General features: G+C 70.1%; 19 protein-coding genes. 13 read left to right on the top strand and 6 right to left on the bottom strand.

Annotated elements, in window-relative coordinates:
• Window positions 1-56: 56 nt before the first annotated feature.
• From VEL82_05760 to VEL82_05750, 3 genes are all read left to right on the top strand, one after another.
• On the top strand, window positions 57-782 hold the full coding sequence (locus tag VEL82_05760) for a hypothetical protein (GenBank protein ID HXW67362.1): 726 nt from the start codon (window positions 57-59) through the stop codon (window positions 780-782).
• 12 nt (window positions 783-794) lie between these two features.
• Entirely contained in the window at window positions 795-1118 is a 324-nt protein-coding gene (locus VEL82_05755; protein HXW67361.1) for an antibiotic biosynthesis monooxygenase, read from the top strand.
• 275 nt (window positions 1119-1393) lie between these two features.
• Entirely contained in the window at window positions 1394-4678 is a 3285-nt protein-coding gene (locus VEL82_05750) for a pentapeptide repeat-containing protein (protein ID HXW67360.1), read from the top strand.
• Here VEL82_05750 and VEL82_05745 read toward each other — a convergent pair.
• Together VEL82_05745 and VEL82_05740 are read right to left on the bottom strand one after the other, a co-directional pair.
• Window positions 4675-5382, bottom strand: coding sequence for a DUF1028 domain-containing protein (locus tag VEL82_05745; GenBank protein ID HXW67359.1), 708 nt, complete (start codon window positions 5380-5382; stop codon window positions 4675-4677). The genes VEL82_05750 and VEL82_05745 overlap by 4 nt on opposite strands.
• Before the next feature lie 130 nt (window positions 5383-5512).
• Window positions 5513-5953: a hypothetical protein gene (locus VEL82_05740; GenBank protein HXW67358.1), complete on the bottom strand. Its 441-nt coding sequence runs from the start codon at window positions 5951-5953 to the stop codon at window positions 5513-5515.
• A gap of 180 nt (window positions 5954-6133) precedes the next feature.
• On the opposite strand from VEL82_05740, the gene VEL82_05735 reads away from it, so the two are divergent.
• The gene (locus VEL82_05735; protein HXW67357.1) at window positions 6134-6565 is read left to right on the top strand and encodes a hypothetical protein; all 432 of its coding nucleotides are present in this window, start codon (window positions 6134-6136) and stop codon (window positions 6563-6565) included.
• Between the two features lie 159 nt (window positions 6566-6724).
• Here the strand turns inward: VEL82_05735 and VEL82_05730 are convergent, their stop codons facing one another.
• A complete protein-coding gene (locus VEL82_05730; GenBank protein ID HXW67356.1) occupies window positions 6725-6955 on the bottom strand; it encodes a hypothetical protein in 231 nt (76 codons plus the stop codon).
• 202 nt (window positions 6956-7157) lie between these two features.
• On the opposite strand from VEL82_05730, the gene VEL82_05725 reads away from it, so the two are divergent.
• The gene (locus tag VEL82_05725; protein ID HXW67355.1) at window positions 7158-8234 is read left to right on the top strand and encodes a hypothetical protein; all 1077 of its coding nucleotides are present in this window, start codon (window positions 7158-7160) and stop codon (window positions 8232-8234) included.
• Between the two features lie 159 nt (window positions 8235-8393).
• Window positions 8394-8843 carry an MGMT family protein gene (locus VEL82_05720; GenBank protein ID HXW67354.1) on the top strand — a complete coding sequence of 150 codons (450 nt, stop codon included), beginning with the start codon at window positions 8394-8396 and terminating at the stop codon, window positions 8841-8843.
• Here VEL82_05720 and VEL82_05715 read toward each other — a convergent pair.
• Window positions 8782-9501 (bottom strand): hypothetical protein, encoded by a 720-nt coding sequence (locus tag VEL82_05715; GenBank protein HXW67353.1) that lies wholly within the window; start codon window positions 9499-9501, stop codon window positions 8782-8784. The two genes, VEL82_05720 and VEL82_05715, sit on opposite strands and share 62 nt — an antisense overlap.
• A gap of 170 nt (window positions 9502-9671) precedes the next feature.
• Between VEL82_05715 and VEL82_05710 the strand changes: the two genes are divergently transcribed.
• Window positions 9672-10202, top strand: a complete 531-nt coding sequence (locus VEL82_05710) for a hypothetical protein (GenBank protein ID HXW67352.1) — start codon at window positions 9672-9674, stop codon at window positions 10200-10202.
• Between the two features lie 85 nt (window positions 10203-10287).
• Here the strand turns inward: VEL82_05710 and VEL82_05705 are convergent, their stop codons facing one another.
• Window positions 10288-10983 carry a class I SAM-dependent methyltransferase gene (locus VEL82_05705; GenBank protein ID HXW67351.1) on the bottom strand — a complete coding sequence of 232 codons (696 nt, stop codon included), beginning with the start codon at window positions 10981-10983 and terminating at the stop codon, window positions 10288-10290.
• A 215-nt stretch (window positions 10984-11198) separates the two neighbouring features.
• On the opposite strand from VEL82_05705, the gene VEL82_05700 reads away from it, so the two are divergent.
• The 5 genes from VEL82_05700 (at window position 11199) to VEL82_05680 (ending at window position 15329) form a co-directional block, all read left to right on the top strand.
• Window positions 11199-11840 (top strand): GNAT family N-acetyltransferase, encoded by a 642-nt coding sequence (locus VEL82_05700; protein HXW67350.1) that lies wholly within the window; start codon window positions 11199-11201, stop codon window positions 11838-11840.
• 224 nt (window positions 11841-12064) lie between these two features.
• A complete protein-coding gene (locus VEL82_05695) occupies window positions 12065-12997 on the top strand; it encodes an ABC transporter ATP-binding protein (protein ID HXW67349.1) in 933 nt (310 codons plus the stop codon).
• Window positions 12994-13731, top strand: coding sequence for an ABC transporter permease subunit (locus VEL82_05690; GenBank protein ID HXW67348.1), 738 nt, complete (start codon window positions 12994-12996; stop codon window positions 13729-13731). The genes VEL82_05695 and VEL82_05690 overlap by 4 nt, the downstream gene beginning before the upstream one ends.
• A 535-nt stretch (window positions 13732-14266) precedes the next feature.
• Window positions 14267-14593, top strand: coding sequence for a dual specificity protein phosphatase (locus VEL82_05685; protein HXW67347.1), 327 nt, complete (start codon window positions 14267-14269; stop codon window positions 14591-14593).
• Window positions 14594-14606: 13 nt separating this feature from the next.
• Window positions 14607-15329: a class I SAM-dependent methyltransferase gene (locus VEL82_05680; GenBank protein HXW67346.1), complete on the top strand. Its 723-nt coding sequence runs from the start codon at window positions 14607-14609 to the stop codon at window positions 15327-15329.
• Here the strand turns inward: VEL82_05680 and VEL82_05675 are convergent.
• Window positions 15326-16147 (bottom strand): helix-turn-helix domain-containing protein, encoded by an 822-nt coding sequence (locus VEL82_05675; protein ID HXW67345.1) that lies wholly within the window; start codon window positions 16145-16147, stop codon window positions 15326-15328. The genes VEL82_05680 and VEL82_05675 overlap by 4 nt on opposite strands.
• A gap of 73 nt (window positions 16148-16220) precedes the next feature.
• Between VEL82_05675 and VEL82_05670 the strand changes: the two genes are divergently transcribed.
• A complete protein-coding gene (locus VEL82_05670) occupies window positions 16221-16667 on the top strand; it encodes a hypothetical protein (GenBank protein ID HXW67344.1) in 447 nt (148 codons plus the stop codon).
• Window positions 16668-16740: the final 73 nt, after the last annotated feature.

The following is a 16740-nucleotide window of genomic DNA, read 5'->3' as shown; positions in this document are numbered from 1 at the left end:
CCGGCGAAGTTCCAAATAGGTGGGCTCACGTGCGCGCCTTCGCTCGGAGCACTACGATGGCCGCGAAACAGAGCGCCTCTCCGCTGGCGCCGGCCGGGAACGCGCCGACCACGGCGCGCACGGCTCCGCAACTCGCGATCCGTCGGCTGGTGGCCGCCGTGCTGTACGTTGTCGCCGGGATCTGCGCCGGCCTCGCCGCGGCCAGCCCGTGGTGGACGTTCTCGGGCACCGGAGTGTCGGTGGTCTCCGTGAGCTTCTATCCGGGCAGCTCGTACTCGGAGATCGTCGGGGCCCATGGAGCCGCCTCCTTCTACACGTACGCGAGCCACACCGACCTGGCGGGACTGGCGAACCTGTACGAGGGCGCGCTGGCGCTGACGCTCGTCGTCCTGATCCTCGCGCTCGTGCTCGGGGCGCTCGCCGTCATGGCCTCCTTCGGGGGCCTGGTCCGGCTGTCGCGCTCGAACGTGATGCGCAACGTCAGCCTGCTCGCGCTCCTCCTCGCCCTGGTCTCGGTCATCGTCGTCCCGATCCTGCAGCCGGGCCTGATCACCGGCTGCGCGAGCTCCGGCGCGTCGATCTGCGGCGCGTTCTGGGGCTCGACCAACGCCAGCGGCGAGTCCACGACCTGGGGTGGCAGTGGAGGGTGGGAGCTCGCGATCGCCGCGACCGTGCTGCTCGTGGCCGCCTGGGTGGTCTGGCGCTCGAGTCGTCACGAGGTCTGGGGTCGGGAGCCGACGACCTCGACGATGCCCCCGGAAGTTCCACCGGGCGCGGCGTAGCGAGGCGGTCCGATGTTCTGCGCCATGGCGTTCGGAGCGGCCAAGCCCGGACAATCGGAGGCACTCGTCGCCGCCGCACTGGATCACGCCGCCGCGCTCCGCCGGCAGCCCGGATGCGTGGCGGCCTACGTACTCGAGGAACGGGGCACCGGCACCCAGGTCTCGGTGTCGATCTTCCAGAGCGAGGCCGATCTTGCCCGGGCCCTGGAGGCGACGCGGCCGGTGATCGCGAAGCACCGGCTGGACGAGCTCACCACGGGCCCCCACTCGTTCCGCCTGTTCGACGTGCGCGGCAATCCCGATGGCGGTCCCGTCCATCCACCATCGCATTCCTGAAACAGCCGTCCCTGCGGCGGCGCGGTCCAGATCGCGCCTCGGTCCGGGTGCGTGGTCACCGGGCCGACGCTCTTCCGGCGAAGATCCAAGGGCACCTCGGCCCATGCGGCAAATCCGCAGTGTGGACCGCGGCGGGGCGCCTTCGTAGCTATACGGCGGAAACGAAGACTCCGGTGATGGATACAGGTCGGTTCCAACCGGTTGCCTTAAGGAGCGAGACCTCGTAAACCGCGCGAGGTCCTCGCACGGGGGTGCGAAAGGCCGGAGGCGCACGGATGATCGCAGGGCATCCCCCAGCGAGGGTGCGAATCCGGGCGCTCGCCATGCTGATCGCCGCGGCGACGATCGTGTCCGTCGGCGCTAACGTGGTCGCGGCGTCGTCGCCGACCGCGGCCGCGGGCGCGCCGAGTGCGAGCGCCGCGCTCGGGGCGCTCCCGAGCGCGGTGACCGTCCCGGCCCCTGCCGTGGCCCCCAGCGCGACGCCCGTGCCCGCCGCAGGGACGGCGACGGCGAACGCGCCCACGACACCGAGCCGCGCCCCGGTTCCGGCGAGTTCGTCCGGTTCCGGCGGGCCCGGCGTCGGTTACGCGGGCAATGGGCTCGATTACGTCGCGGCCTCCGGGAGCACGATCATCGGCAGCACCGTCGGATCCTTCCCGGCGATCGACGGCCTGACCAGCGAGACGGGCGGGTACGGTGTGCCCCCGTTCGAGCATAACGCGTGTGTCGGCGGAACCGGCAATCTGGCGGACTGCTTCGAGTTGCAGATCAACACCAACGTCTTCTGGACCACGAGCCCGTACACCGGCGGCGACTCGTTCCAGGGGTGGGAGCAGTTCCTCTACGGCAACCCCGGCGGTGGCGGTAGCGGGAACGTCTACATCGAGTTCTGGCTGTACAACTACCTCGATGTCTTCTCCAGCTGTCCGGCCGCGCTGCCCGACGGTTCGACCTGGTTCAATCCGTCGATGACGGAGGACTGCACCGTCAATACGATCGGGACCCCCACACCCAACTATCCGATCACCGATCTCGGCGATCTCACGTTCTCGGCGTATGCGAACTACGAGGGCAGCGGCAAGGATGTCTCGCAGCTGTGCTACTCGGGTCCCACACCACCGGCGGATACGTGCTACACCGATCCCGAACCGGACAACGTGCTGAACCTCGACCAGTACTGGAACCAGTCGGAGTTCAACGTCGTCGGCAACGAAGACGGTTCGCAGGCGGTCTTCAACACGGGGACCTCGATCGAGGTATCGAACGTCATCACCGACGCGAGCGGCAGTGCCATCGCCCCGGCCTGCGTTGTCAACGGGACCACCGGGGAGACGAACAACCTGTTCCTCGGGCCCTGCGGTACCACCAGCTCCGGGATCGGGTTCGCCGAGGCGAGCCAGGTCTACTCGATCGCCTCGTTGCCCTCGAGCGTGACCGCGCTCGCCGGGACCACGGCGAAGTTTCCGCTGACCGTGACCACGACCGGGGGGACCCCGGCTCCGGTGACCCTTAGCGTGATCTCCGGCCTCCCGTCCGGAGCGAGCGCCTCGTTCTCGTCCGATCCGGTCACGCCGACCGCGAGCAGCACCCTGTCGATCGCGACCACGACCTCGGTCACGCTCGGCGACTGGACCCTCCTCGTCCAGGGCCAGTTCGGTGTGTTCGACGAGTACGCGCTCGTCTATCTGCATCTCTACGATTTCACCATCACGTTCGCGCCCCCGAGCCAGACGGTGTTGCGCGGGCAGTCGACCTCGTACTCGGTGACGATGACCCTGGTCGCGGGCTCGTCGACCACCGGCATCCCGTCCGAACTCATGGCCGAGTCCGGCCTCCCCTCGGACGCATCGTACACCTGGGGATCCAGCGATTTCATCCCGAGCTTCGGTGGGACCACATTCTCGTTCACCGTCACCGCGCACGGCCCCCCGTCCGGATCGCTCGGCGACTTCACGTTCAAGATCACGGCGACGGATCCCGAAGCCTCGGGAGGCTCGCGCTCCGGCAGCGCGCACCTGCACATCTTCGACTTCTCCGTCGTGCTCACGCCGATCAGCCGCACGACGCTGCGCGGCACGACGACGGTCTACGCGCTCACGCTCACCCTCACGGGTGGTTCGACCACGGTCGCGATCCCGGACATGTCGATCTCGGTCGCCGGCGGACCGACGGACACGACGTACACGCTCAGCGCGGCGACGATGACGCCGACCCTCGTCGGATGCACATCGTCGACGCTCGAGGACTGCCAGACGGTCACGGCCACGACGGCCGGTCCGCCCAGCGGCTCGCTCGGCAATTACACCTTCACGGTGACCGCGAGCGATCCGTTCGGCGGCGCTCGGTCGACCACGCCGCCCGGTCAGCTGCACATCTTCGACTTCACCGTGAGCCTCGCGCCGACCTCGGTGACGATCCCGCAGGGCGGTAGCGTGACCATGACCGTGCATCTGGGCCTGGTGCCCGGCTCGACGACGATCGGCCTGCCGAGCATCTCGATGTCGCTGGTCGGGCTGCCCAGCGACATCGTCGCGGTCGGCCTCCCCGCCACGATGACGATCGGCGAGACCGCCACCTTCCTCCTCGAGTCGTCCTCGGTCGCGAGCTACGTCAGCTGCCCCCAGGTGCACGACGGCGGCGGGCAGTTCCTGCCGGGGGCGAACCTCGCCCACTGCGACCTCGCCGGCTACGACCTCGTGGGGGATGATCTCCTCGCCGCGAACCTGGAGGAGGCCAACCTCGGGTACGCGGACCTGGCCGGCGCGAACCTGTTGGACGCGAACCTCGCGAGCGCGAACGTGGAGGGGACCGACTTCCAGGGCGCGGACCTCCAGAACGTCGACCTCTCGGCCGCCGGGCCGGTCGGCCTCTTCCCCGTCAGCGCCCTCGGGTCCGTCGACGGGGGCTCGCGCGTCAGCGGCCCGACGTTCGTCCTGGTCCTCGGGGAGCTGATGTCGGGCGACGACTTCCAGGGTGCGGACCTCCAGGGCGCCGACCTCGCCTGGGCGGTGCTCACGGGCTACGTCGGGGACTTCACGAACTTCGATTTCGCCGACCTCGACGACGCCAACCTCACGGCCGCGACGTGCGGCAGCCCGAACAACATCACCGCCGGCGGGGTGCAGACCCAGGGGATTGAGAACGTCCCCGCCGCCTGCAACCCGCCGCTGGGGTCGGCCCTCGGTGTCGCCCTTGGCAGCACGCTCGGGACGCCGGCGGCGATGGGACTGGAGGGGGTCGCCCTCGCCGTCGCCGCGCTCGGAGCGATCGTCGCGCTGGCCAGCCGACGGCGGCCCCGACGGCCGTCCCACTCACCGGGCGCCGCGGGGGGCCGCCGGCCCCGTCCGACTCCTGGATCGGAGGGGGCTCGGGGACGAGCCGGCGCCGTCGGGAGCCCGGAATCCGTGCTGCGTCGCGCACGAGCCGCGCAACACCGGCTCGCGTCCCGGGGAGAGACCGACACGGCCCGAAAGCTGTCCGAAGCGATCCGCCTGCTCGAGGGACTCGTGACGTCAGGTCCGGGGCCACGGGCGCCGCCGGGGCCGCCGCCCGCGCACTAGCGGGCCCGCGCCCGGCGTCGCGTGCGCGCTTCCCGTGCCACTTCGGCCAGGATGCGCTTGGTATCACGGGCGTCGGCGCGGACGAGGGCGTCGAGGTCGGAGATCGGCCTCCGACTACGGTCCACGCGGACGTTGACCCAGTGGTCGGGCCAGATCGGTTTCATCCACCGCTCGCGGTGGGCGACCAGGAGCGCGGCCGACTGCATGCCCCGTCGATCGCCTCCCTCCCGGGCGCCGGCCTCGAGCGCGCGGACCATCCGCGCCGCGAGGGTACCGCGCGACCGCTCGTAGGCACGGGCCATGGCGGGCACCACCGAAGCCGCGCGGAGCATGTTGCCCTGGCAGGAGTAGCCCGATCCGACGACGTGCATCGCGTGCGCGATGCACCGCTTTCCGGTCCAGGCAGAAACGCCGCCGCGCCGGTCGACGACCGCGAGCTGTCGGCGGTCCCGACCCGGGTCGGCGCGCGTCAGGCGCCTCACGACCGTCTCGGCATCGAGCCCCCGGCGCAGGAGGGCGAGCCCCTCCGGACCGAAGCGGTAGTTCGAGTCCGCCTGGGTCGCGACCGCGCCCGTGCGCCACTCCGCCCACGGGACGATCGCGCCGACGCTCGGGGGCCAGGTGGAGACCGCAACCCCCCAGAAGTCGCGAGCCGGGTCGCACGCTACGATCGAGAAGGTCCCCCGCGCCCACGGATCGCGCATCGCCGCTCGCGCGGGTCAGCCGCGCCGACCTATCAAGCATTCCCAACGGAGACCCTGCTCGGGACGCCTTCCCTTCGACCGGCATGCGTCCGGGGGTCGGGGTCGGCTCCCGCAGGGGGGCGCCTCCCGCCTACTTCGCTCGGCGGGCCCTCAGGTCCCGGATGGCGCGGGTGTCGTCCTCGTAGGCTGACTGCAGGAAGCCGAGGAAGATACGCTTCGCCTCGGCGCCGTCGAAGACGCTGGACCGGACGTCCCCGAACACGTCGACGCGGGTCACGTTGCCTTCGGGCCGGTACAGCAGGACGAACTTCGTTCCGGCAAAGTCCCCCTCGATCTCCTCGTTGCAGACACAGAAGGGAGGGAAGTCCGTCGACCGGCTCACGAACGTCGACCAGCGGCCGTGTAGCCGCCGTTCGGCGACAACGACGGCGGTCGAGCCGATCGTCTCGCGCACCCGGAAGTTCCGTGCGCTGCCGGAGTGCGCCGCCCCGTGCCCTTCCGAACCGAGGTACTCCCAGATGAAGTCGATCGGCGCGTCGATCAGCGATCCCGTGTCCTCGATGTAGACCATCGCGACCCCGACGCGCCGAGCCCCGCGCGCTACATCCCGCTTTGCGCCGTGCTCTCGCGGAACGCGATGGCGTCTCCGGCCGGACCCTGCGGCGCAGCCGGGCGGCGGTCCGGCGAGCCAGTTCGACCCTGCCACGACCGGGTTGTAACGGTTTTAACGGCCTCGGGCTGAGGCTCCCTCGTGTCCGCTGCGCAACCGACGACCTCGACCCCACCGCCCCCACCGCCGGGCTGGGCCTCCCTCCCGCCGACGACCCGCGCGTCGCCGAGACCGCTCGACTGGTCGATGCTCGCCTTCGGCGCCAAGGCGCTCGGTCTCCTGCTGGTCTTCGTGGGCACGCTCGTCGGTGTCATCGGGCTGAACCCGTCCACGACCCCGAACGTCGGTATCCTGTACGACGCGGTGCTCGTCACACGGATCCTCTGGACGCTCGGCCTGGCTGCCGTGGCCACCGGTGCGGGGATCAGGCTGCGCTATGTCATCGGTATGCCGGCCGGGGAGCTGTCGGATGGACAGTCTCGCGTCGTGCGCGCGGCCCAGTGGCGTAACTCCGCCACGTTCCTGATCGCGCTGATCCTATTGATCTGGATCCTGACGTTCATTCCCGCCTAGGCCGCGTTCCGACGAGGACCCGGGGCCGGAGGGTCGGACACCGCCCCCCAATGCGGCCGGCTCCGGTGCAAGCGCCACGGCGGGCCGGCCCGGGAGGGCGCGCGCCGCGATGCCAGGGCCTGGCGGCCCCGAGGTGGCCGGAGCGACCACGACGCCGCGCTACGGCTTCTTCTCCTCTTCCGATCCCTTGAAGCCCTTCTTGGCCCCGGAGGCGAGCCCCTTCACTCCGCCGACGATGCCTCGACCTACCTTGCCCGCGACCTCGCCGGTCTTCTCCGCCACGTGCTCGGTCTCCGCCTCGGCCCGTTGACCGAACGAGGTCGGTCGACCGCACGCCGCGCACGTCTTCGCGCCGGCCGCTAGCTCCGCTCCACATCCCTCGCACTTCATGGAGGACCTCAACGGTCCGACAGCGGGCGCGAGTAGTTGACCGTTTGCGCTCCGCGGGCGCGCGCCTCCGTCCGGCCATAGACCCTAAGGGCCCAGCGCACGACGAGCGGGGCCGACCGTGAACTCCCCTGCGCCTCGCACTCGGTGGATCGTCCCTCGCGGGTCACAACCATCAAGACCCGGCGACACCGCTCGTTCGTCCATGACCGGGACCTCCGAGTCCGGCGGGATCCCCCGGCCGCTCCGAGCTCGGTGGCGGATCGCCGCGGCGGCCGTGGCCACCGCCGTCCTGGTCATCGTCGCGGTCGCCGTTCTGCTCCCCGCCGGTAAGCCCGCGAACCGGGGCACCGGTGTCCCCACTCCGAACGGCGAGATCCCGCTACTGCCGTCGCCGGGGACCCAGTCCGCGTGCATCACCGGGACCCCGGGCGTCCCGCGTCCGACGCTTCCCCTCCAGGAAGGCGTGCTCCAGGCCAATACCTACAACGTCCCGAGCGGAACGATCGGGCACGTCGGGATGTGCTACGGCGCGGAATCGGGAGAGATGTACGCCTACGCGAACTGGAGCCACGTCGGATCCGCGGGGGGCTGGTTCTCCTATCCCCAGATCACCTACGGCGTGAACGCCTGGCTGGGCGCCGATTCGACCTACACGAACCAGAGCTCGAGCTGGGAACTGCCGCAGACCGTGGGCGCGGTTACGGGCGAAAACGTCTGGTTCACGACGCACTACTCCTTCTCCGCTCCCGCGACCGCCGACGTCGACGGCTACGACCTATCGCTCGACGAGTTCCTCACCGAGAGCCTGCCGCCGGTCTTCGAGGTCGGTCCGTTCGTGGAGGTCGAGCTGTTCCTTGCCCACAACATCAGCTACCCGTTCCAGTGGATCCACTGGGAGACCCCCACCCTCGTGAACTCGACGCTGGCGCTCGAGCCGTGGGACGTCGGATACTACTGCCACGGCGCGGACAACAGCTCCAACGCGAACATCAGCTTCGACTTCTCCTACGGGGGCCAGGCGACGCACGGGCTCGCCGCGGGGGAGCTCGGGGTCAACCTGAGCGCGGTGCTCTCCGAGGTCGAGTCCCTGATGCCCGGCACCTCCTGCTGGACCGGGCCGACGGACGGTTTCGGTGCGTTCCACTGGGACGAGGCCAACCTCGGCTCGGAGGACGGCGCCCTGGGAAACGCCGACTTCAGCTACGACTGGACGATCGAACAGTACTGCATCCACGTGATCGAGGGCGCGGCCGCTTCGACCGAGCTGGGCTGCACCTGACGGCTCCCTACCGACACCGAGTGGCGGCGCGACCGGGGCCTTGACGGCCAGCTCCTTCCTCGATCCGCCCGGATCGGCCCGACGCGGGCGGCGCGATGCGATCGATCGGCTTCCGGTCCTTTAATCCCCGCGACCCCTCGGTGAGGCCGAGGTGCGCCCGTGGTGGCCCGACGTCCGCGTCACGAGCCGGCGCGTCGAGCCGCGGCACTGGCACGGATCGCGTCCGTGATCGCCTCCGTCCCCCGCGGGCGTGTCATCACCTATGGGCAAGCCGCCGCAGCCGCCGGGTTCCCCGGCGGGGCTCGCCTGACGGTCTGGGCGCTCCACCGGTTCGACGGCCTGCCGTGGCACCGGGTCGTCGCGGCGGGAGGAAGGATCGCGCTATCGGGCGTCGACGGCACGGAGCAGCGTCTTCGCCTGCGGCTGGAAGGAGTCGAGTTTCGGAACGGGCGAGTGCGGTTCGATCGCCACGTCGGGAGTCCCCGCCGGAGGCTCGGGCGCGGCCGCGCTGGCGGCCCACCGACCGGACGGCTCGAGGCTCGCCGGGCTACCAGTCGACGGTGGTCCGATCCGACCACTCGCGGACGATCTCGCGTCCGGCGTCGGTGAGCTCGAGCGAATCGCGAGCACCCGCCGGCCGGAGGTACTCTTTCTCCTGCGCCCACCGCAGGTCCGCTCCGAGCCGGTCCGGCACGTCGGCCCGGGTCCCAAAGATGAACAGCTGGAGCAGCCGCACGGCCGGCTCCGGCGAGGACGACAGGACCACGTGGGAGTGGTGACGGCCGAGGTCGCTCAGGATCTCGGGCGCCGCGTCGATCGGGATGCTCCGGATATCGTACGGACAGATGAATCGAGAGGCGTCGCGGGGCTGGTCATCGAACCAGCTCTCGTACTCGAGGTGGGCGTCGGCCGTGTCCGGAGCGAGGTACATCGATAGCGTGTCCCCGCCCGCCGTCATCCCTTGCGGGTGATGGGAAATGTACTCGCGAACCTCCTTGGCGGGACGCAGCTTACCGTGGTCGGGCTCGACCTGCTCGTGACCCAGGGACACCACGCTGCCGGCACGGTCGGGGACGTCGTGGGCCAGGCGTGCGTTGTACTGCTCGGCGATCTTCGGGTCGTGGACGAAGTAGACGGCCGGGGTTCCGGCCGGGGCTCCCGAGAGGAATCGGACCGCATGGCTCTCCTGCTCGCTCGCGTCGGAGTAGATGCCGAGCGCGTGGCATCCGACCGGGAGACTCGCGGGGTCCGTGAGGACTTGCGCCATGAGGAATGAATTCTCAAGCCACGATATTTGTAACTTGCGAAAACAGCGGGCCCCCGTGGCGGAGCGTGCGAGGGCGTCGCGTACGATGGCCGACGGTCGGGCACCACAGCATCGACTCCGGGGAGGCCCTGACCCTAATACGGACCCTCGCCTCGGGGGCCCGAGCCCGGATGCCCGAGGAGTCTGATGCGACCGTCCTGAGGTCGAGCCGCGCGCCGTCCGATCGTCCGCGCCCCGTCCTGGGCGTCATCGTGGCCGTCGTGGCCGTGCTGGTGGTCGTGAGCTTCCTCTATGCGATCGGGGTGTTCAGCCCAGCCGCCCCGGCCTCGAGCCCCGGGACGGGGCCCGATCGCGTGGTCATCAACTCCATCGAGTGGGACCTGACCGGGTCGCTCTGCTCGGGTGACCCGACGCTGTCGATCGCGGCGGGCACCGACGCGCCGCTCGGGAGCTCCATCAACGTCACCGACGGGCTCGTGAACCAGGCCGCGTACGGCACCTGCACCTTCTCGAGCCCCACGGCGAGCAGCGGCTTTCTGGTGACCTCGTCAAACGCGCCGATCACGGTCGGGGCCGGAGCGAATCAGACGCTGCACGTGCAGCTCCAGGTCCCGGCCGCGTCGTGGTCCGGCGTCCTGATCGTTGCGCTGAGCGTGAGCACCGCGCAGCAGTCGCGCCGGATCCGACCGGACCGATCCTGAAGCGAGCCGGGATCGGGCGCCGCCGCGGCGAGCGCCGGGCCTTCGCGCGGGGCGATGGCGGACCGCGAGGAGGGGGTCGCAGCGGTCACCGGGGGCGCGGCTGCGGAGCCGTTCGCCGCACGAGACGAGCCGCATAGAGCGCGAGGGAACCCCCCGGCGTCCTCCAGGCGCCCTGCGCCTCCGGTGGGTGGTGCTGGACGGACGAAAAGACGAACCGAGGCTCGAAGACGCGCGTCACCTCGTTCAGCGAGGGACGATGGGGTGGCCCGTACGATCGGGTCTCCTCTCTCCCGATCCACGCCAGCACGAACGTGCCGCCCGGACGCAGGACGCGCGCGATTTCCGCTGCGTAGCGCGCCCGAAGACGGAGCGGAAGGGAGTGGAAGCAGCCGAAGTCGATCGTCGCTCCGAAGTGCGCACGAGGGAACGGTAGGCGGGTCGCCTCCCCGACCTGGAAACTCGCCCGCACACCGGCGGCCTCACCCCGCGAGCGGGCCGCGGCGATCGCCCCCGGGGCGATGTCGACCCCGAACGCCCGAAATCCCCGCTGCGCCAACCACAGCACGTTCGTTCCAGCACCGCAACCGACGTCGAGCACGCGGCGCGAGGTCGTGAGCCAGCGCTCCCGGACGGCGCGAACGAGCAGCGGCGATGGCCGGACGGAGAACCAGGGCAGCCTCGAGTAGCGGGTCCGCGCGTAGGTCTGGGCCCAGGCCGCGCGCTCGGTCCGAGAGAGACCGGTACGCACACTCGGCCGGTGCTTCGACCGCTTGGGATCCATGCCGATTCTCCGCGGATGACCTCGCAGGACCTTGAGATAATGAGTTTGACCGCCGGCGGTCTCGGGTTCGCGCGAATCGCGCAGGCTTCCGGTCGTCGGGTCGATGCATGTCGGCCGCGTTGCGTTGGCTCGCCCGAAGGGGGTGAACCCCCCGACCGGGTCGGCGTCGGGGCAGGGGACATCCATATCGCCGGTGGACGCGTGTCGGAGCTGGCATGGCACGAGAAGCGCGGCGCATCAGAATTCGTGGCGCGCGGTTATCCGACGTCGCCCCGATCCTCGCCTGCCTCCGCGATGCGTTCGCGCCCTATCGTCGTCGCTACACCGCGGTGGCGTTCTCGGCCACCGTGCTGGACGCGCGCCGCCTCGCCCGCCGCCTGAGGGTTCAGCACGTGCTCGTCGCGACGGACACCCACTCGCGGATTCTCGGCACCGTGTCGGTCCGCCTGAGCGCCGCGTCCCACGCCCGCCTCCGGGGCATGGCGGTCCCTCGCGAACGGCAGGGGACGGGGGTGGCGAACCGTCTCTTGCGCGCCGCGCTGCGCTTCGCCCATCGTCGGGGGTGTCACCGCGTCACGCTCGAAACCACCCCGCCGCTCCGACGCGCGATGCGATTCTACGAGCGCCAGGGCTTCCGGCGCACCGGCCGGTACCGGAACTGGGGTGGGATGCGGCTCATCGAGTACGCGGCGTCCCTCCCGGAAGCGGCGGCGTTGGCAGACGTGCCTCGCAGGCGCGACGTTCGCAGGAAGAAACTCGGCCGGCGAACCGGACGTCGTGGGTCAACCCCCGCGTCGTCGATGTCACCGCGACCCGGCCGGCCGACGCCGTCCGGCCCGGTCAAGGCGCGGAGTTGACGAGGACGGGCCTCCCCGCCTCCTCCCTTCAGGTGCCCGGCGGAGATCGGAGTTGACCCTGCGGCCGTCCCGGGGGGGCGCGACGCACGGTTCTCCGACATCGACCGGCGAACGGCCCTGCCCCGTAAGGACTCGGGCGCAGTGGTCGTACCGGGGCCGGGCGCAAGGCGGCGCCACGAAGAGATTTAGGGGGTCAGGGGAGTCGACCGTTCGAGGCGGGCGTCGTGATCCACACCGAAGGACTCACCAAGCAGTTCGGGAGCGTGACGGCCGTCGAGAACCTGAACCTCGACATCCACGAAGGGGAGGTCTTTGGCTTTCTCGGACCGAACGGGGCGGGCAAGACGACCACGGTCCGGATGCTGTCCAGCCTCATCTCGAAGACCCGCGGCTCGGGCCAGGTCGCCGGATGCTCCCTCGGGGATCCGGCCGACGAACTCCGACTTCGCTCGCAGATCGGTCTGCTGACGGAGAACGTCGGCCTCTACGAGGGCATGAGCGCCTACGAGAACCTCTCGTACTTCGCCCGACTCTACCGCGTCGATCCGGGCCGGATGCGGGAGAACATCGAGCGCCTGCTGCGGATGCTCGAGCTGTGGGAGCGGCGAGACGCCCCCGTGGCGACCTTCTCGAAGGGGATGAAGCAGAAGGTGGCGATCGCCCGCGCCCTGGTGCACGACCCCCGGCTCCTGTTTCTCGATGAGCCCACCGCGAACCTCGACCCGGAGGCCGCGAAGACCGTCCGCGACTTCATCCTCGAACTGAAGAAGGAGCGGCGCACGATCTTCCTCAACACCCACCACCTGGACGAGGCGGAGCGGATCTGCGACCGTGTCGGGATCCTGCGCACGCAGCTCCTGAGCGTGGGGTCCCCTTCCGAGCTCAAGTCCCAGATCTGGGGGGGCCGCACGAAGGTTCGCATGGCGCCGCTGTCCGAAGCGATCCTCGCGGCCGTGCGCGCTCGATTCCCCGGCCGCGCTCTCGAGGTGGACGGCGACACGATGATCCTGTCGGTCCAGGACCCGGACTCGGAGAACCCGGTGCTCGCGCAGACCGTGGTCGCGGCCGGGGGCAACCTGATCGAGCTCACCCAGGTATCGGCGTCGCTCGAGGACGTCTACCTCCGGCTGGTCCGCGAGTCGGAGCCCGCCACATGAGACTGTCCCAGGCCTGGGCGATCACCCGACACGACCTCACGCTCATTCGGCGACGACGGTCGATCTTCGCCGCGCTTATCGCCCTGCCCGTGGGCGTGGCGCTCGGGTTTCCGGCGCTCGTCCACGTCATCGCGGTCCAGAGCCCGCCGGTGGGTTCGGCGACCATCATCTCGTTCGTGGACGCGTTCAGCTTTTGGTTCGTGATCGGTGGGGCGATGCTGCCGACGTCGATCTCCGCCTACAGCATCGTCGGCGAGAAGGTCGAGAAAAGTCTCGAGCCGCTGCTGGCCACACCGAGCACGGACGGGGAGATCCTCCTCGGAAAGGTCCTGGCCGCGTGGCTGCCGTCGATGATCGCGATCTGGGCCGGCGCGGCCGCGTACATGGGGCTCATCGACGCGATCACCCGCGGTCCCCTGGGGTACTACTACTATCCCAACCTCACGATCGTGGCCCAGGTCTTCGTCCTCGCGCCGCTGGTCGCCATTGTGGCGATCGAGGGGTCGGTCGCGATCTCGTCCCGGGTCCAGGACGTACGATCGGCCCAGCAGATGTCGGGGGTCCTGTTCCTTCCCCTCATCATCCTTTACGTCGCGGCCGAGATCCAGGTCTTCCCGCTCGACGCCCGGAACTCGCTTCTCCTCGCGGGGATCCTCGCCGTGATCGGGCTGCTGTTGTTTTCCTTGGGACGGCGTCTCTTCGACCGCGAGACGATCCTCACTCGCTGGAAGTGACGGTCCGCGCCATCGGGGCACCGCGGTGGGTCCGGGGTCGATCGGGGCCGGCGACCCCGGACCCGCGGCTCGCGACCCGACCGGAGTCCTCATGGTCCGAGCTTCGCTCGCGACCGGCCTCCGCGGGCGGACGATCCTGATCGGCCGGATGCGGCCGTTCGTGTCCGGCCGGGCTCGCCGTCGTGCGGTGGGCGGATCAAGATGCTCCGCCAGCCGCATCGGGAGGACGGCCCGAAGTGCTTTGACACTCCGCCTGATTCGATGGGGGCCGGAGCAGGTGGGCTCCGCCAAAGGCATGCTCGCCCCTTGGCGGGAATCGCCCCCGCCAACGTCACGGACCGTGACCGTCGCGCACTGACCGCCCGGGGGCGGCTCAAGAGACAAGCGCCTCGGCACCATCCTGAGCACCGGTGGTCTCATGGGGTCAGCGAAGACATCGGCCACGGCGAAGCCCAGCGCGAAGCGATCCGGTCCGTCGGAGGTAGGTCCTGGCCTGTTCGTGGGTGGCCGAAAGGACGCCAGCGGATTCCCGGGCGTGAAGTTCTGTGTGCTCGACGAGGCGCCCGAGGACCTGTCGTCCACTGAGCACATCCCGATCTACGATGCCGCGTCGGACCGCGCGATCCTTCGGAACCTCGACCGACTCGCGGTCGCGATCGGCGCGGCGCGCTCCGATCGGCGCCCGGTGCTCGTCTTCTGCGGGCACGGCATTCGCCGGTCGCCGCTGGCGGCGGCGTGGTACCTGCATCGGACGGAGGGGATAACGCTCGACGCGGCCTTCGCGCGCATACGGTCCGCCCGCCCCGGGATCGAGACCGCGAGGGAGTGGATCGGCGACCTGTCCGACCTCGAGGGGCCGTGAGGATGCTCCGGCCATGCAGCCCGAGATAGATCCCGACGGCGGATGGGTCGCGCGACTTTCCGATAGATCCGCAGCGGAGGCAGACTCTGCCATCGCGGAGGCCCGGAACGAAACGCGAATCTACTCCTACCTCGCCCGCCAGCACGCACGCGAGGGCCGGGAGTCCTACATCGAGATTGACGCCCCGCTGGAGCTCTACGCGCTCGTGCGGCTGATGCAGCCGGACCACGTGGTGGAGGTCGGTGTCTCCTCCGGAGTGTCGTCGGCCTACCTGCTGGGCGCCCTCGAACGCAACGGCTCCGGCCGCCTCCATTCCGTCGATCTGCCCTCGCACGAAGCCCCGTCCCGCGCGCACCGGAAGCGGACCCGCTTCTCGTGGAGCCTGCCGCCAGGGCGGGCGACCGGATGGGCCGTTCCCCCCCGGCTTCGCCGGGGCTGGGACCTGCGCCTCGGCGACAAGGCGGACGTGCTTCCGCTGCTGGCCGAGCAGCTACCGAGCATCGGTCTCTTCGTGTACGATGTCCCCCACGAATGCGGCGCCACGTTTCGCGAGCTGGAGCGGCTCGATCCCCTCCTCGGTCCGCACGCCGTCGTGATCATCGATCACGGCCCGGGAGGGAATCTGTGCCCCGCGCTGGCCCGTTGGGCGCGACGGGGGAACTCCGAACCCAGCCGGCGCGAAGGGCTGGGTCTGTTCGGCGCCCGCCGAGCCGGATCCCGTCGATCCGTCTCCTAGCCGTCCGGGGCTCCGGTCGAGCGCGTTCCCCGCAACGGGGCTCTACGACTCGGGCGACGGGACCCGATCCGCGGCAGCAGGACCGGGGTCTCCGCACGACCGCTGCGCGCCTTCAGGGCCGAGTAGCTGTTGGCCAGCAGTCGGAGCTGGGCTTTTCGCAGGTGCTCTCCGAAAGTGGACCACGACAGGCCCTCGTTCCGGGCGACCGCGTCCCAACTCGACCGGGCGGGCACATCGAACAGACCGCCCTCGAACGCGGCGACCAGCGACCGAGCTTGTCGGTCCGTGAGACCCTCGAAGAAGTGCACCGCGGCCGCCGGTAGGTCCCGCACATCACCGATGTCGGCCCGGGTGGAGACCGAGAGGAGTTCGAGGTCGCCGAGCCGCCGCACCCGCTGCAGGAACGCGTTCAGGCGCGAACTCGAGGGAGAGACGAGCCGGTAGGTCTCGGTGCCTCCGAAGTAGACGACCGGGTGCAGGACCCAGACCCCGGATTTCCGGGCGATGCCGGTCACCGAGGGCGGGTCGGCCCACTCGAACTCTGCCAGGCTCACCACGGCGTCCTTGCCGCTCTCGAGCAGCGTTCGGGCACGAAAGGAGGCCCGAAACGCCCGCACCACGCGACGTAGCTCTCCCTCGTCAGGAGAGGACGCGACGAAGACATCGCGACGGTTGTCGCACCATAGCAGCAGGAGCGTGCGCGGGAACTCCCCGGAGAGGTCGCAGTACGGACAGGGGTGATGCACCCGGACGCGAGCGTCCACGACGGCCACGACAGCGCGATCGTCGTCCGCGGATAACTGCGTGCAGCCGCCCACGGACGGCTCCAAGCCTATCTCCCGCGCCGGGCATGCCTCCACGGTCCGCGACCCCATGAAGAGGTCCTGTCGGGTGGATTTCTCTCTGGCGCGAGCTCGCCGCCGCCGCGTCGCTTCGATCGTCCGGATCGGGCGGTGGAAGGAGGACAATCTTCGGACCGAGTTCGCGGAGCTCGTCCGCTGGGCAGCGCACCACCATCTGCGCACCGGCCGCTGGATCTTCGTCGACCGCGGCCGCCACCGCTGGGAGGCGTGTCTCGAGATCGGGGGACACCCCGCCTCCGACGGGCGGATCCGTCTGCGAACCCTGCCGTCCGAGTGGGTAGCTACCGTCACGTTCGACCCCGAGCGGATCTCGCCGCGCCTCGTCTACCACGGGCTGATCGATTGGACCCGCGCCCGTCGAAAGGACGGCACGATTCGATCCGTGGGGGCGGTCCGCGAGGTGTACCTCGGTAGCCCTTGGACGAACCGGAGAGCCTGGGCCCAGTGTCGGGTCGAGTTCGTCGTGCGACGGTAGTCGATCGGTCCCAACTCGTCGGTGACCGGCCTTGCCCGGATCGGTTGCCGCGCGAGCGTGCGTTCATTATGTA

It is taken from the genome of Thermoplasmata archaeon (assembly GCA_035622275.1).
Lineage (GTDB): Archaea > Thermoplasmatota > Thermoplasmata > Lutacidiplasmatales > UBA184 > Lutacidiplasma.
Note: the sequence above shows the minus strand (reverse complement) of the source record. Positions and strands in the feature narration are given on the sequence as shown.